The sequence below is a fragment of the Vibrio sp. 2-1-2a genome, assembly GCF_032648565.1.
GTDB lineage: Bacteria > Pseudomonadota > Gammaproteobacteria > Enterobacterales > Vibrionaceae > Vibrio > Vibrio diabolicus.
This window is the reverse complement of record NZ_WBOH01000001.1, coordinates 104,600-118,736: the sequence shown is the minus strand read 5'-3', so window position 1 is coordinate 118,736 and position 14,137 is coordinate 104,600. Positions and strand designations below refer to the sequence as shown.

Annotated in this window: 13 protein-coding genes; 8 read left to right on the top strand and 5 right to left on the bottom strand. The window is 43.4% G+C overall.

Going from position 1 to position 14,137, the window contains the following annotated elements; translation table 11 throughout:
• Nucleotides 1-76: 76 nt before the first annotated feature.
• A complete protein-coding gene (locus tag F7Y48_RS00675) occupies nt 77-1,009 on the bottom strand; it encodes an AraC family transcriptional regulator (RefSeq protein WP_256899029.1) in 933 nt (310 codons plus the stop codon).
• Between the two features lie 539 nt (nt 1,010-1,548).
• Between F7Y48_RS00675 and zwf the strand changes: the two genes are divergently transcribed.
• From zwf to gnd, 3 genes are read left to right on the top strand one after another with little or no spacing between them, the layout of a single operon-like run.
• Nucleotides 1,549-3,051, top strand: coding sequence for a glucose-6-phosphate dehydrogenase (gene zwf, locus F7Y48_RS00670; RefSeq protein WP_005397367.1), 1,503 nt, complete (start codon nt 1,549-1,551; stop codon nt 3,049-3,051).
• Complete coding sequence (gene pgl, locus F7Y48_RS00665) at nt 3,048-3,764, top strand: 6-phosphogluconolactonase (protein ID WP_316679675.1); 717 nt, start codon at nt 3,048-3,050, stop codon at nt 3,762-3,764. The genes zwf and pgl overlap by 4 nt, the downstream gene beginning before the upstream one ends.
• A gap of 38 nt (nt 3,765-3,802) precedes the next feature.
• Nucleotides 3,803-5,251, top strand: coding sequence for a decarboxylating NADP(+)-dependent phosphogluconate dehydrogenase (gnd, locus tag F7Y48_RS00660; RefSeq protein WP_005397369.1), 1,449 nt, complete (start codon nt 3,803-3,805; stop codon nt 5,249-5,251).
• 85 nt (nt 5,252-5,336) lie between these two features.
• On the opposite strand, the gene F7Y48_RS00655 is transcribed toward gnd, so the two are convergent.
• Complete coding sequence (locus tag F7Y48_RS00655) at nt 5,337-5,540, bottom strand: hypothetical protein (protein WP_005397371.1); 204 nt, start codon at nt 5,538-5,540, stop codon at nt 5,337-5,339.
• 575 nt (nt 5,541-6,115) lie between these two features.
• Here F7Y48_RS00655 and F7Y48_RS00650 point away from each other — a divergent pair.
• Nucleotides 6,116-6,253, top strand: a complete 138-nt coding sequence (locus tag F7Y48_RS00650) for a hypothetical protein (RefSeq protein ID WP_012841759.1) — start codon at nt 6,116-6,118, stop codon at nt 6,251-6,253.
• A gap of 60 nt (nt 6,254-6,313) precedes the next feature.
• On the opposite strand, the gene F7Y48_RS00645 is transcribed toward F7Y48_RS00650, so the two are convergent.
• On the bottom strand, nt 6,314-8,074 hold the full coding sequence (locus F7Y48_RS00645) for a sigma-54-dependent Fis family transcriptional regulator (protein WP_258507878.1): 1,761 nt from the start codon (nt 8,072-8,074) through the stop codon (nt 6,314-6,316).
• A gap of 239 nt (nt 8,075-8,313) precedes the next feature.
• On the opposite strand from F7Y48_RS00645, the gene F7Y48_RS00640 reads away from it, so the two are divergent.
• Nucleotides 8,314-9,834: an aldehyde dehydrogenase family protein gene (locus tag F7Y48_RS00640; RefSeq protein ID WP_237309603.1), complete on the top strand. Its 1,521-nt coding sequence runs from the start codon at nt 8,314-8,316 to the stop codon at nt 9,832-9,834.
• Between the two features lie 133 nt (nt 9,835-9,967).
• Here the strand turns inward: F7Y48_RS00640 and exsE2 are convergent, their stop codons facing one another.
• Both exsE2 and exsC read right to left on the bottom strand, forming a co-directional pair.
• On the bottom strand, nt 9,968-10,273 hold the full coding sequence (exsE2, locus tag F7Y48_RS00635) for a T3SS regulon translocated regulator ExsE2 (protein WP_005397379.1): 306 nt from the start codon (nt 10,271-10,273) through the stop codon (nt 9,968-9,970).
• Between the two features lie 8 nt (nt 10,274-10,281).
• Nucleotides 10,282-10,728 carry a type III secretion system regulatory chaperone ExsC gene (exsC, locus tag F7Y48_RS00630; protein ID WP_005397386.1) on the bottom strand — a complete coding sequence of 149 codons (447 nt, stop codon included), beginning with the start codon at nt 10,726-10,728 and terminating at the stop codon, nt 10,282-10,284.
• 387 nt (nt 10,729-11,115) lie between these two features.
• On the opposite strand from exsC, the gene F7Y48_RS00625 reads away from it, so the two are divergent.
• The 3 genes from F7Y48_RS00625 (at nt 11,116) to F7Y48_RS00615 (ending at nt 14,128) form a co-directional block, all read left to right on the top strand.
• Nucleotides 11,116-11,523, top strand: a complete 408-nt coding sequence (locus F7Y48_RS00625; protein ID WP_316679674.1) for a YscW family type III secretion system pilotin — start codon at nt 11,116-11,118, stop codon at nt 11,521-11,523.
• Nucleotides 11,524-12,138: 615 nt separating this feature from the next.
• Nucleotides 12,139-12,999, top strand: coding sequence for a helix-turn-helix transcriptional regulator (locus F7Y48_RS00620; protein ID WP_048626466.1), 861 nt, complete (start codon nt 12,139-12,141; stop codon nt 12,997-12,999).
• 148 nt (nt 13,000-13,147) lie between these two features.
• On the top strand, nt 13,148-14,128 hold the full coding sequence (locus tag F7Y48_RS00615) for a T3SS regulon anti-activator ExsD domain-containing protein (RefSeq protein ID WP_152814876.1): 981 nt from the start codon (nt 13,148-13,150) through the stop codon (nt 14,126-14,128).
• The last annotated feature ends 9 nt before the right edge of the window (nt 14,129-14,137 follow it).

Sequence of the window (14,137 nt, the reverse complement as noted above, 5' to 3'; positions counted from 1 at the left end):
TGTTTGCATTCTATAGCGAAAGAAATAGGAAAAGTTAACAATTTGGTGCAAAGCCAGAACCTAAGTGCTTAGGCTTCTATCTAATGGGCATGGCTTCGTTCGGTTTGACAGGTATCCAGTAATGCATTTGGGCGTTCTCGCTCTCAACATCATAGTCTTCTGGATAAACTTCTAACTCGTAGCCATCAATACCGTGATAATTGGAATAGGGGAGCCAGTGCAAAATGAACCACTCAAGCGTCGCCGCTAGATTTAATGCTTTACCTATGTGCGTAATCACTGCGTAGGTTTGCTCAGGAACAACCAGAAGATCTGGTTCTTGCGTAGAGCCTTTGGATATTGAAGTTCTTGACGCAGAGTTGTACTCATAACCGGCCCAATACTCGAGTTGCTGGTTGCTTGAATACGCTTTTGTTACGTCAATCACACCAAGATAGTTTCTTTCCAGATGAGTATGGTTTTCAGATGAATAGAGCTGTGACCACAGAGAGGGCACTTTGGATTGGAAGTTGGGCGTTGCGGAAAACAATCCATAAATAGGTTCATGATAACCAGCAAGCACAAAAGCAGGTTTTGTTTCTATTCGAACTTCGATAAAGCACTTATGTCTATTTTCGTCTTCTGGTGTCTCGCGCAACGTTAAAGGTTGCCTCAAGCCCGTTAGTTGCTGAGCTTTACGATAATCCCGAGGACTCTTTGAAAACATATTTTTGAACGCTCGACTAAATGCATGTTCAGACGCAAACCCCATTTCTATCGCAATATCTAACGAGCGATCTGATGTATGGATTAAGCGTTCAGCTGCAAGGCTTAGTTTAAGCTCTCTAATATAGTGAGCGACGGATACGCCAGTGTGTTGCTGGAAAACGCGTTGCAGTTGCCAACGTGACCAGCAGCTTGCTTTCGAGATTTCATCCACACTAAGTGCGATATCTAGATTGTTGTGAATGTAATCAAGCACAGAGTGTATTCGGTTTATCGGGTGCAGATTCTTTGTGCCTGGTTTCATGACATTCTACTTTCGCATTAATAGTATCCTCATTATCTTTAATTGAGTATCATTATCAATAGAGTGAGAGGATAAAATTCAGGCTACATAGATCACAATAAAATTGTAATGGATTGCAAGGGTGGGTAAGGATTGTCCATATTAGAGTTTTTGCTTAATTTTTGTCTTACGTTAGTGCAACTTTTTTTATCCATAAAATACAAATATTTATGATGTTTTGTGCAACTTATTTAAACGTTTGCACTGGCAAGTGTTGATGTAAATCAAATAGTCGTAGACAATACTGCACCGTGTCGGACTCTCCTCCAGCGAGTACAGTGTGTACTTTTGAGACATAAGTGACCTAAATGACCTTAATACGTCGTGTTTCCAACAGATTTGGGAGTGCTACTTCTTGAGGTTCTTTGGGCCTATAGACTTTACCTATCAACGTAATAGGTAAGACCAATTTTCTATTTTGAGGTGCCATTGATAGGGTTGGCTCATCCTTTAGCCGTATCCGGGCACACAATAAGTACCTCGTTTTTAAGGGAAAGATGATGGTAATACCAGAAAACAGCAGCATCGTTATTTTTGGTGCTTCAGGTGACCTTACATACCGTAAGCTCATTCCTGCTTTATACCACCTCTATGCGAACAAGCAGCTTCCAGAAAATTTTGCCATTCTGGGTGTAAGTCGCACTGAATACAGTGATGAGTCTTACCGCGCGAAGCTGAAAAAATCGCTTCAGGAAATGGAAAAGACTGAGCCAGAAACGCTTGATGCATTTATTAACCATCTGCACTACCAAGCTATCAATACTTCTGACACACAAGATTACAGTAAGCTATCTTCTCGTTTAGACCAACTTGCTGACGAATATCGTTTCGATCAGCGCAATACGCTTTTCTACTTAGCAACCCCACCAAGTTTATACAGTGTGATTCCTGCAAGTCTTGCAGCACACGGCCTAAACAAAGAAGAAGATGGTTGGAAACGCCTGATTATTGAGAAACCATTCGGTTATGACCTTGAATCAGCGCGTATTCTGGATAAAGAAATTCACGAGCACTTCCAAGAGCATCAAATCTACCGAATTGACCATTACTTAGGTAAAGAGACGGTACAAAACCTTCTTGTACTTCGTTTCTCAAACGCGATGTTTGAGCCGCTTTGGAACCGTAACTTCATTGATTATGTTGAAATCACGGGCGCAGAATTCCTCGGCGTAGAGGAGCGTGGTGGTTACTACGACAACTCGGGTGCCGTGCGCGATATGTTCCAAAACCACCTGCTACAAGTATTGGCGATGGTGGGTATGGAGCCACCTGCACAGATCAATGCAGATTCGATGCGTGATGAAGTCGTTAAAGTACTCCAGTGTTTAAAACCTTTGGACGAAAACGCTCTGCGTAACGATCTAGTATTAGGTCAATACACCGCTTCTGAAGTTCGTGGACAAAGTCTACGTGGCTACCGTGAAGAGCCGGGGGTTGCAGACGACTCACGTACCGAAACTTACATCGGTTTGAAAGCATACATTAACAACTGGCGTTGGAATGGCGTGCCATTCTACGTGCGTACTGGTAAGCGTCTTCCAACACGCGTGACTGAAGTGGTTATCCACTTTAAACAAACACCGCACCCAGTGTTTGGTCAAAACGCACCAGAAAACAAGCTGATCATTCGCATTCAGCCAGACGAAGGCATTCAAATGAGCTTTGGCTTGAAAGAGCCAGGCGCAGGTTTTGAAGCGAAAGAAGTGAAAATGAACTTCCATTACGCTGACCTACAAGAAACGCAAATGCTAACTGCGTATGAGCGTCTTCTACTTGATGCTTTGAATGGTGATGCTACGCTATTTGCACGTAGTGATGCGGTGGAAGCGTGTTGGCAGTACGTACAGCCAATTTTAGATTTTAAACAAGATCCACAATCCCTCTTCGGGTACGCATGCGGCACATGGGGTCCTAAAGAGTCAGACGACCTGCTACAGCGTGATGGTCGCGCTTGGCGCTTCCCATGTAAAAACTTAACAGATACGGATTACTGTGAACTATGATCAACCATAAGATCTACCAAACAGCAGAGCAGGTAGTTGAAAGCCTAGCTAACGACATGAAAGCGTTCAGCGAAATGGGCCGACCTGTTCACATCTCTCTTTCTGGCGGCAGCACTCCTAAAATGCTGTTCAAACTGTTGGCTTCAGAGGCTTACGCAACCTCTATTCAGTGGCAAAATCTCCACTTCTGGTGGGGTGACGAACGTTGTGTCGCACCTGACGATGCGGAAAGCAACTACGGAGAAGCGAACGCGCTACTGTTTAGCCAAGTAAACATTCCAACAGGAAACATCCACCGTATACGCGGTGAAGATGACCCTAAAGTGGAAGCGGAACGCTTTGCGAAAGAGATGTCAGAGGTGATTCCGACTGAAAACGGAACCCCTGTGTTTGACTGGATCTTATTAGGTGTTGGTGCAGATGGTCACACAGCTTCTCTGTTCCCTGGCCAAACCAATTATGATGATGCGAATCTATCTCTTGTGGCGTCTCATCCTGAGTCAGGCCAGCTTCGTGTGTCAAAAACGGCACGCGTTTTAGAAGCAGCAAAACGCATCAGTTACTTAGTGCTTGGTGCAGGAAAAGCGGACATCGTTGAAGAGATCAACAGTTCACCTGCACACGCACTGCCATACCCAGCGGCTAAGATTCAAGCGAAATCTGGTCTGACGGAATGGTATTTAGATTTGGACGCAGCAGCAAAAATTGCTTAAAACGCTGCTCGTCAATGAAACAAAATTGGAGAGAAACAATGAAAGGTGATATCGGTGTAATTGGCCTAGCGGTAATGGGTCAAAACCTTATCCTAAACATGAACGATCACGGCTTCAAAGTGGTAGCTCACAACCGTACTGCTGCCAAAGTAGACGAGTTTCTGGAAGGACCAGCGAAAGGCACGAACATCATCGGTGCATACTCTCTAGAAGAACTAGTAGAGAAGCTAGAAACGCCACGTAAAGTGATGCTAATGGTTCGCGCAGGTGATGTGGTAGACAAATTCATCGACGCGCTAGTCCCTCTACTAGACAAAGGCGACATCATCATCGATGGTGGTAACACAAACTACCCAGATACAAACCGTCGTGTTGCTGCACTACGCGAAAAAGGCATCCACTTCATCGGTACTGGCGTATCTGGTGGTGAAGAAGGTGCACGTTTTGGCCCATCTATCATGCCTGGCGGCGCTCCAGAAGCTTGGGAAGCGGTTAAGCCTATCTTCCAAGGTATTTCTGCGAAAACTGATGCAGGCGAGCCTTGTTGTGATTGGGTTGGTAACGACGGTGCGGGCCACTTCGTTAAGATGGTACACAATGGCATCGAATACGGTGACATGCAGCTGATCACAGAAGCTTACCAGTTCATGAAAGACGGTCTTGGTATGTCTGCAGACGAGATGCAAGCGGTATTCGCTGAGTGGAACAACACCGAGCTAAACAGCTACCTTGTTGAAATTACGGCTGACATCCTTGGCTACAAAGACGAAGACGGTGAGCCTCTAGTTGAGAAAATCCTAGACACTGCTGGTCAAAAAGGTACAGGTAAATGGACGGGTATCAACGCACTAGACCTAGGTATTCCACTAACGCTTATCTCTGAGTCAGTATTCTCTCGTTGCCTATCTGCACTAAAAGATCAACGTGTTGAAGCTGAGAAACTGTTCGGTAAGACCATCACGCCAGTAGAAGGTGACAAGCAAGAGTGGGTTGACGCACTACGTCAAGCGCTTCTAGCGTCTAAGATCATCTCTTACGCTCAAGGCTTCATGCTAATGCGCGAAGCGTCGAACGAAAATGGCTGGGATCTAAACTACGGTAACGTTGCTCTTATGTGGCGTGGTGGTTGTATCATCCGCAGCGCGTTCCTAGGCAACATCCGTGATGCATACGAAGCGAATCCAGAACTAGCATTCCTAGGCTCTGATGATTACTTCAAAGGTATCCTACAAAACAGCCTAGTAGCATGGCGTAAAGTGGCGGCTAAGTCTCTAGAAGCAGGCATCCCAATGCCATGTACGACTTCTGCACTAACGTTCCTAGACGGTTACACAACAGCTCGTCTACCTGCGAACCTACTGCAAGCTCAACGTGACTACTTCGGTGCTCACACTTACGAGCGTATCGACCGTGAGCGTGGTGAATTCTTCCACACGAACTGGACTGGTACAGGCGGCGACACAGCGTCTACAACTTACGACGTGTAATCCGCAGTCAGTAAACGGATAAAAGCAAAAGGGTGCCCAATTGGCATCCTTTTTTGTGTCTGGCTTTATGAAACTCAAAGAGCGCCTAGGCGCTCTTTTCTGTGGTCGTTTTCTTGTTTTGATAAAACCTGTCTTTGAGGTAGAGAATTGCGCTGACCACAAGAGCTACTACAGAAACAGTAAATAGGGCATACATGCTGAGAATCCATGCGAATGTAGCCGTCAAAAACGCAATGAAGGAAAACATTCTGCTGAAAGACATCACATGGCCAAGTTTGCTACTTTTCATAAACGCCTCCCAAAGCTGAGTGGGGATAGACAAGTGTGGTCATATACCACACTTTGATTGTCTGTTCTTTTTGGGCGTTTCACACAAAAAAGCGGCTAAAGATTTCTCAAAAAAGGTGAAATATTGAACTGGTAGACAAATCCATAAACGGATTTACAAATATATGAATGTATTTGTCTATCACTTCAAAGTTTTTGCTGTGCAGATTAAGGCCTTTTAACGCTATTATTGCAGCCTTCGAGTTTACTAGGCGTAATTTCAAGTCAATAATTCCGGGAAGCTCATCCTCATCATCAGTCACGATGAACATCACTTTTCTTTGTTTAACAATACTTTATTAAATATGCGTGATTGCATCAGTTTTGAGAATGAAACTAAGGTTGCAAGAAAGGCGAAAAAGAGTGCTAGGTAAGCCTTTGAACTACGCCTATAATTATCGCCCACATGGAGGATGTTTAATAAATGAACATCCTTTATTTTTTGAAACCAGCAACAAGGATCCAGTAAAACGTGTTTTTCTGGTGTTGTTTACGTTGACCAAGAAGGTGATTAACACAACAAATTGAGGTTCTAAGATGATTCTTAACAAGTACTTTGTTTTCATTCCGGCAGAATTGGATCAGGAAATACACAAGGACAACCAAGTGATCTCTGAGAAGGAAACTCAACGTCAGGCATTAGTAAAACAGGCTCAACAACAAGGCGGCCTGTAAGCTAGGTTTCAAATAGAAAGAGCACCGCAAAGGTGCTCTTTTTGTATCTGAGGTTATGGATTAACCCAATATGCCAAGGCTTTTCAGCTTTCTATAAATCGTATTTCGACTGACGCCAAGCATGCGAGATGTTTTGCTGATGTTCCCCTGATTGGCTTGATATGTTTTGAGCAGTTTGTCTTCGACGGTTGCACGCAGTTCTAACGTGGGTTCGGCAAAGGTTGTTACGTCTTGAGCTTGGCTGAGTTTCTTACTCAAGTGAGTCGGTACGTGAGCGAGCTCTAACGTTTCTTCACCTTGCGCCATTAACGCGGATACTTTGATTAAACTATCGAGTTCACGCAAGTTTCCTGGCCAAGAGTAAGAAAGCAGCAGAGAAAGTAGGTGAGGGCAAAGTTGTTGTTCAGATTCAGCATGACGTCGGTGGATATTTGCGATCAGTTGTTGCTTATCATCTCGTTCTTCAAAGCGAGGCAATTCGATGATCAAACCATTGAGGCGATAGTATAAATCTTGACGGAACATTCCTTCGCTAACCAAGTTCTCGATATCTTTATGTGTGGCCGCAATGATTTGCGTATCGACTTGAACACTTTGGTTTGAACCCACAGGAAGCACGGTTTTATCTTGCAATACATGCAGCAAGCGGCTTTGAGCTTCCAAGGGTAAATCTGCGATTTCATCCAGAAACAAAATCCCCTTGTGCGCTTGGCGAATTTTTCCCTGATAGCCTTTGCTGTTTGCGCCAGTAAATGCACCAGCCACGTAGCCAAACAATTCGGACTCAACCAAATCTTTCGGTAGTGCGCCACAGTTGACGGAAACCAACGGCCCCGTTTTTCTCTGGCTGTTTTTATGTAGCGCTTTCACAAACTCATTTTTACCAACCCCAGTTTCTCCGAGAATCAGTAAGCTGATGTCTTTATCGATAACGCGATTGGCTTGTTGCCAGCAATGTTCGACAGTAGAATCGCCGTAATGCAGATCATTGGAAGCGGTAACGGAACGAGACTTCACTTTTTTGTCGGTCAGCGGCTTTGTTTTGAACACGAAAGGGTGCTCGTCACTTTGGATAGAAAGAATGTCGTCGAGCGATTGCCCGATGACGTTTTGTTGCGCGAGGAGCTGAGAAGCAACTTGGTTGTGCGCGAGAATCTGTCCATCTTCATTGGCGATGATAATCCCTTGCCACCCACTGTTCAGTAAGCCTTTCTCACACGCCAAATCCACACGAATATGCCCTTGTGGAATCAAGTTAAGCAATTGATTTTCAACTTGCTGAACCATGTTTTGTACCAGCACTTGCGTTGAGAAATCATGTTTCTTTTGTTCGCTGGTGATATCTAGCACGCCAATCAAATGACCAAAATGATCGAAAATAGGATTGGCTGAGCAGCTAATAAAACGATGGTGTTGGATAAAGTGCTGATCGCCAATGACTGATACCGGTTTTGCTTCAACTATCGCAGTCCCAATCGCGTTAGTGCCTTTGACCTTTTCTTGCCAGCACGCACCAGAGCTTAACGCAATTTCGGTCAACTTCTCGCGGAACTTAGGTTGTCCCCAACTGCCGATGATGACGCCGTCGGCATCCGTCAGAATTAAGCGGCTGTCACTATGAGCAAAAAGCTGATTAAACAGCGGGAGAGCAAACTGGGTGACGGTTTCCAATAAGAAGTTGAGTTGGTGACGCCTATCTTGAAGTGTCGCTGGTGTCACTCGAATATCTTCAGGGCGTCGACGCTGTTTTAAACCCGCCTGTTCACTTCGGATCCATGAAGTTGAAAGCCAATTGTTATCGCTAATGTGTTGAAGTTCCATGACTGTACCATTTTGTCACAGTGAGGGTGTGCCATTTTGGAACACTTGAACATTGGTGTTCACACCATACATCCGCTCAAACATCGCTCACTTGGTTTGTTATCGCTTGGTAATCATAGTTTTACATTTAATTAACAACAAGTGTGGTGTAGTTGGCGTGTGACTTGCGTAATGCTCTTTGTGAACAGTGCGATACGACACTGCAATAACACATTGAACGAGAAACAAAAGGAAGAGTTATGATCTATGCACAGCCAGGTAGTGAAAATGCCATTGTTAACTTTAAATCGCATTACGATAACTTTATCGGTGGGGAATGGGTAAAACCAACGGGCGGTGAGTACTTTGATAATATCTCACCAATCAACGGACAAGCGTATTGTAAAGTTGCCCGTTCTGGCGAGGCAGATATCAACTTAGCATTGGATGCTGCACACAACATCAAAGCAAAATGGGCGAAAACCAGTGTGACAGAACGCTCTAACATCTTGCTGAAAATCGCTGATCGTATCGAACAGCATTTAGAAGAACTTGCAGTTGCAGAAACATGGGAAAACGGCAAACCAGTTCGTGAAACCTTGGCAGCGGATTTACCTTTGGTGGTAGATCATTTCCGTTACTTTGCTGGCTGTATTCGCGCACAAGAAGGCAGTGCGGCGGAGCTGGATGAGCACACCGCAAGCTACCACTTCCCGGAGCCGATTGGCGTGGTTGGTCAAATTATTCCATGGAACTTCCCAATGTTGATGGCGGCTTGGAAGCTGGCACCGGCACTTGCGGCAGGTTGTTGTGTGATATTGAAGCCAGCAGAACAAACGCCAACGTCGATTCTGGTTCTTATGGAAAAAATCGGAGATCTACTGCCACCGGGCGTCATTAACGTTGTTAATGGTTTTGGTTCAGAAGCGGGCCAAGCGCTCGCAACCAGCAACCGCATTGCGAAGTTAGCGTTTACCGGCTCAACACAAGTTGGCAATCACATTCTAAAATGTGCAGCGGACAACTTGATCCCATCGACAGTGGAGCTAGGTGGTAAATCTCCAAACATCTACTTCTCAGATGTTTTCGATTACGAAGATGAGTACCTCGATAAGTGTATCGAAGGTACGCTACTTGGTTTCTTCAACCAAGGCGAAGTTTGTACCTGTCCATCTCGCGTATTAGTCCATGAAGCGATTTACGATAAGTTTGTAGAGAAATTGACGGAACGTGCGCAGTTAATCAAGCAAGGTAACCCGCTCGATACCGATACTCAAGTTGGTGCTCAGGCTTCTCAAGAACAGTTTGATAAGATTTTAAGTTACCTCGAAATCGGCCGTGAAGAAGGCGCAAAAGTGGTCTTTGGTGGTGGTGTATCTGAACAGCCAGAGTCAATCAATCAGGGTTACTACATTCAGCCAACGATGTTGGAAGGCCACAATAAGATGCGTATTTTCCAAGAAGAGATCTTTGGCCCAGTGATTGCTATCACTAAGTTTAAAGATGAAGCGGAAGCATTAGAAATCGCGAACGACACCGAATATGGCTTAGGCGCAGGCGTTTGGACGCGTGATGCGAACGTCGCATATCGTATGGGCCGTAATATCGAAGCTGGTCGAATCTGGATTAACTGTTACCACGCTTACCCTGCACACGCTGCGTTCGGTGGCTATAAAAAGTCAGGTATTGGACGTGAAACACATAAGATGATGCTGGATCACTACCAAAATACGAAAAACCTATTGATTAGCTACAGTGTTGATCCACTAGGCTTCTTCTAAATGAAGTAGTTAACAAAGAAAAAGCAGTACTAACCAAAACCCCGAGCCTTCGGGGTTTTTTATTGCATGGGCTTGCGGGTGGGAGGGTGTATATACGTGAAATTTATATTTTGAACCCATCTATATTGCGTGCTCAGGAACGTTGAATTACGGTCACTTTTCGTTCAAGTAGTTTTTCGACCGCGGTGTTTTGCTTTTCAAGACTAAACTGCTGATCAAAATCCAAGACGCGATTACAAGACTCAAGACTCGCAAACTGGTTTAAACACTCGCTAAGTTCTCTTTTAGAGCTCATTCGAGCCAAACTGCTTTCTGATGAAGAGAGTAGGGTCACTTTGCGGCCATGAAACGTTCCTTGTGGCAGAGCATCACTTTGCTGCGCTTGCTTTACTTCATGAACCGGTAAGTTAGTGTATTTAGATTGGATGTCGTTGGACATAGAGACACCTAAACTCTTAAGTCTAAAGTTTGTGGCATCGGAGCTACCTCAGCAGTGGCGACATGAGCAGACAATAACGACTCCCACGACTCACTTTGCGTCAACAATTCCGCCAAAGCTGTTTCAAAATACTCATAATCCAGTCGCTTAATGTTAATAAGTCGGTTTAAACAGAGTACATGTCGATGATTATCTAAACTAAAGAATAATTGATGCTCAGGCCAGTGATAATTAAAGGCTAGGAAAGAACGATAGAGATCGGAATTAACGATTTGAAGACCAACAATCTCAGCTTCGAGCTGGAGGGTTGTCGATTCAGGATGAAAGATGATATGCACTCTTAGATTATCATCAAACGCTAAGCTTACTTCATTTTCCGTTAGATGCAGTGCAGGCAAGCCTATTTGATGAGCAAACTTTAGCAAAATCTCATCGATAGTTTGGCGTGCTGACATAGGAATAGTCCCTTTTGAAATTTTATCAAGGAAAATATTAGATGTATCTCTTCGTGTTTATCAATATTGGTCGGTTGTTATTATATTTTGGTTTTTAATTTCGGTGAGCTAAATAGAACAGCGATAACAAATGTGCTCTGATGCATATTGTGGTTGTTCTTAGATATTTAAATATCTTTGTTCTCTAATATACCCACCTAATTGAAAGTGTATTAGGGCGCAGTCACTATGAGTTAAATTAAATCTAATGTTAAATCTGTGTTGTTGAAGAATGCGATTTATTGTCCGCTTGTAGTATAAATATAAGTTGATCTTTTATATTTTTACATAAAGAATTGTGTGAAATTAAAATGAACTAAGTCTATAAAATAAGTTTATGGTGTCATAATGAACAATTCTATATGGGCTGGTTTTGTCGGACTATTCCTACTAAGTGGATGTAGTCAATCTGTGCCGATTGTAAGGGAAGGTAGCTTTGACACAAAGAGTCAGGCGACACTCTATGGTTGGGTTTCTGTCGATGGATACTTTCCACCTTCGATTACGTCTCTTGATGTGGAAATATGTAAAGTGATTGAAAATCAGTGTCTTAGATCTGCATTGCAGCACTACCAAGGCGTTCAATTACCCGTACAGTATTCATTTTTAATTGCACCGATTCAAGCTGGTGACGGAAACATGAAGATAATTGGAAAGCTATACTCGAATGGGGAACTTGTAGCGGAAAAAGAAAAGAACTATTTATTTTCAGTGGAGGGAAAACAGGAAAACTTGATACTCGTGCCAAAAAAATAACCAGATGAAAAGTAATCGGTTACATTTAATTAGACCTTACTAAATTATTAAAAATAAAGATTTGCTCTTTCCTGTTGTGAAAGTTTTGTTGTTTTTTACAAACATTAATTACATGGTTTAAGTCATCGGGTCAGTTGTTTTTTAGACTTATACTTGTTGCAAAAATAGCATTCTTTATGATTATATCTCGCTCCTTGAACACGTTGGCTTGGCGTTTTAGGCTATAAAACATACAATTTTAAGATTTTGGAAATTTCAGTTTGTTCGATAAACGATACCATAATCTATTTAATTTTATTCTAATGTATAACAAAAATCCTAAACTTTAATAACGAAATGATATTTAAGTTTTGGCTAATAATAAACGCTATCTGATAAAAATAATAAAGACGGACAGCAGAGTTTACTAAGATAAACTTTTACCTTTAGGTAAGGGTAATGCTTAGGATATTCGCTAATTATTCGGGGGGTATGGTAAGTGATATGAACTTCTATGCTCTTTTCTTTGCTTCTTTAATTGATATAGCAGTACTTAGAAATAACAACAATCAAAGTATTGCTTTGAAAGTTTCTCAACACTCGTACTGAGAAACTCAAAATAATGAAGGGTAGAAAATGGATGTGTCAGGCCAACTAAACACAGAAAAGGTCGGCTCGAGCTCGCGAAAAATTCGTAGTTTTTCCCGCTATGAAAAATCTGACGAAGTATTTCACTCAGACCAATCTCACATTGTTGTCGTTCACAATGGTCAGCTTCGAGTTCAAACAGGTGATTGCACAATCGATGTCGCGGCAGAAAACGGGGTGTTTCTATCCCAAGGGGATTACTTATTCGAGTACTCGCCCATAGACGGGGCATACAAAGCGTCGATTATAACCTACGACAACGAACTCGTTAGTCAGCTATTACAGAAGCACAGTGATCTTTTGATGATGCTGCCCAAGGTAGATAAAGTTTGTTCTGGCTTGTTTACTTTTGGTTTGAACATACTCGTAGAGCAAGTGCTTTCCAGCATGCAGACGCTTGAGCAACAGGCGTATCCAGATGCGATCATGTGCCTAAAATATGAAGAGTTACTCATTCTTTTGCTGCACGGCAAAGGGGGCGAATCACTCTATGCGTTGCTGTCACAACAAACTAACCGAACATCGGAACGGTTACGTCGATTTATGGAACAACACTATCTCAAAGAGTGGAAGTTGACTGACTATGCGCAAGAGTTTGGTGCTAGCTTAACGACTTTTAAAGAGCTATTTAATGAGCACTATGGCATTTCACCAAGAGCTTGGATCAGTGAGCGCCGATTGTTGCACGCTCATAAACTCCTGTTGACGAGCAAGATGAGCATCGTGGATGTGGCGATGGAGGCCGGGTTTTCTAGTCAGTCTTACTTTACGCAGAGTTACCGCCGTCGTTTTGGAACGACGCCAAGCCGTGTACGTTCGGGAGACGATCAAGTAGCTATCGCGAAATGAAATGACTTGGGACTAAAATTTTCTGACTAATTTTGAAAGTCACTCATCAGCGTAAATTCTATTATGCGTCATGTAACAACGAACGATTAAAAATTATTACACCTCTTTCTTTCTGGATCGTTCGAGAGGGGTGCGGAGACGAACATAAATGAAAAAGCAGCATTGGCGACGCCGTTCGCTTTTTCCAGACAGCATTGTGACACAACGGAAAGTGACTGTTTTGCAGAGAGGAGCTCGATATGAAAGTGCTTCTAGATCAACGCAGGATTTCAATGTTGTGCACGTCAATCACCGACAATTGTTGAGTGAAGGCGTCATTAATTATGAACAGTTATCTTTACTTCAGCGCTTGTTGGATAGAAGCGTCGTCGATAGCCTGTGCGCAAGCCAGTTGGTGAAAACGTATCAAAAGCTCGGTGCGTCGCTTGACCGATTCGCCATGCGTTTATTTTTGGAAATTGGGTCGCAGCTCAGTGATAGCCGCACACTCGTGACCTTTGAACAAAGACTGGAATACATCAACGCGCGTCTTGGTTTTCGCTTCAATTTAGCGGTGCCAAAAACGTTGATGCTTTGTTTTCATTTATCGCTAAACGAGTGGATTAACCGTCAAGTTGATCAAAGCGCTTTGCATGCCTCCATTAAAGTGGAACAGCTTATCAATCAGCTCGATATTCAAAAGGAATATTGGTCGAAACTATTGGGAGAGGACACCAGTGCGGTGTTTGTACAACAGCAACTCGATTTAATTGAGCGCCAACAACACCAGTTGAAAGATCAACTCGGGACGTTGAGCGAACAACAGATGCAAGTGATTGAATGTCATCGTTCGTTAATTGAGAAGTGGCAACCGTCCCTAGACGAGCTTAAAGGGTTCGCAGAGTACACTTCTACGACTGCTCAGTTTATCTCTGAGTGGAAAAAGTGGTGTTCGGAAGTTCGACTTGAAGCTCCTGAGCTGAACGAAGTCTGGGATGCATGTGATGTGGTTTACAACGACCAAAATGCGGTTGCGAAAGTATGGCAGTGGTTCAAGAGCATGCAAATTGTTGGCGATATTGATCACTACTATTTTGACACTCAAAGCGGCCAGTGCGGCCAGGCTTGCAATCACCTCAGCCAGATTTAAATAGGGCGT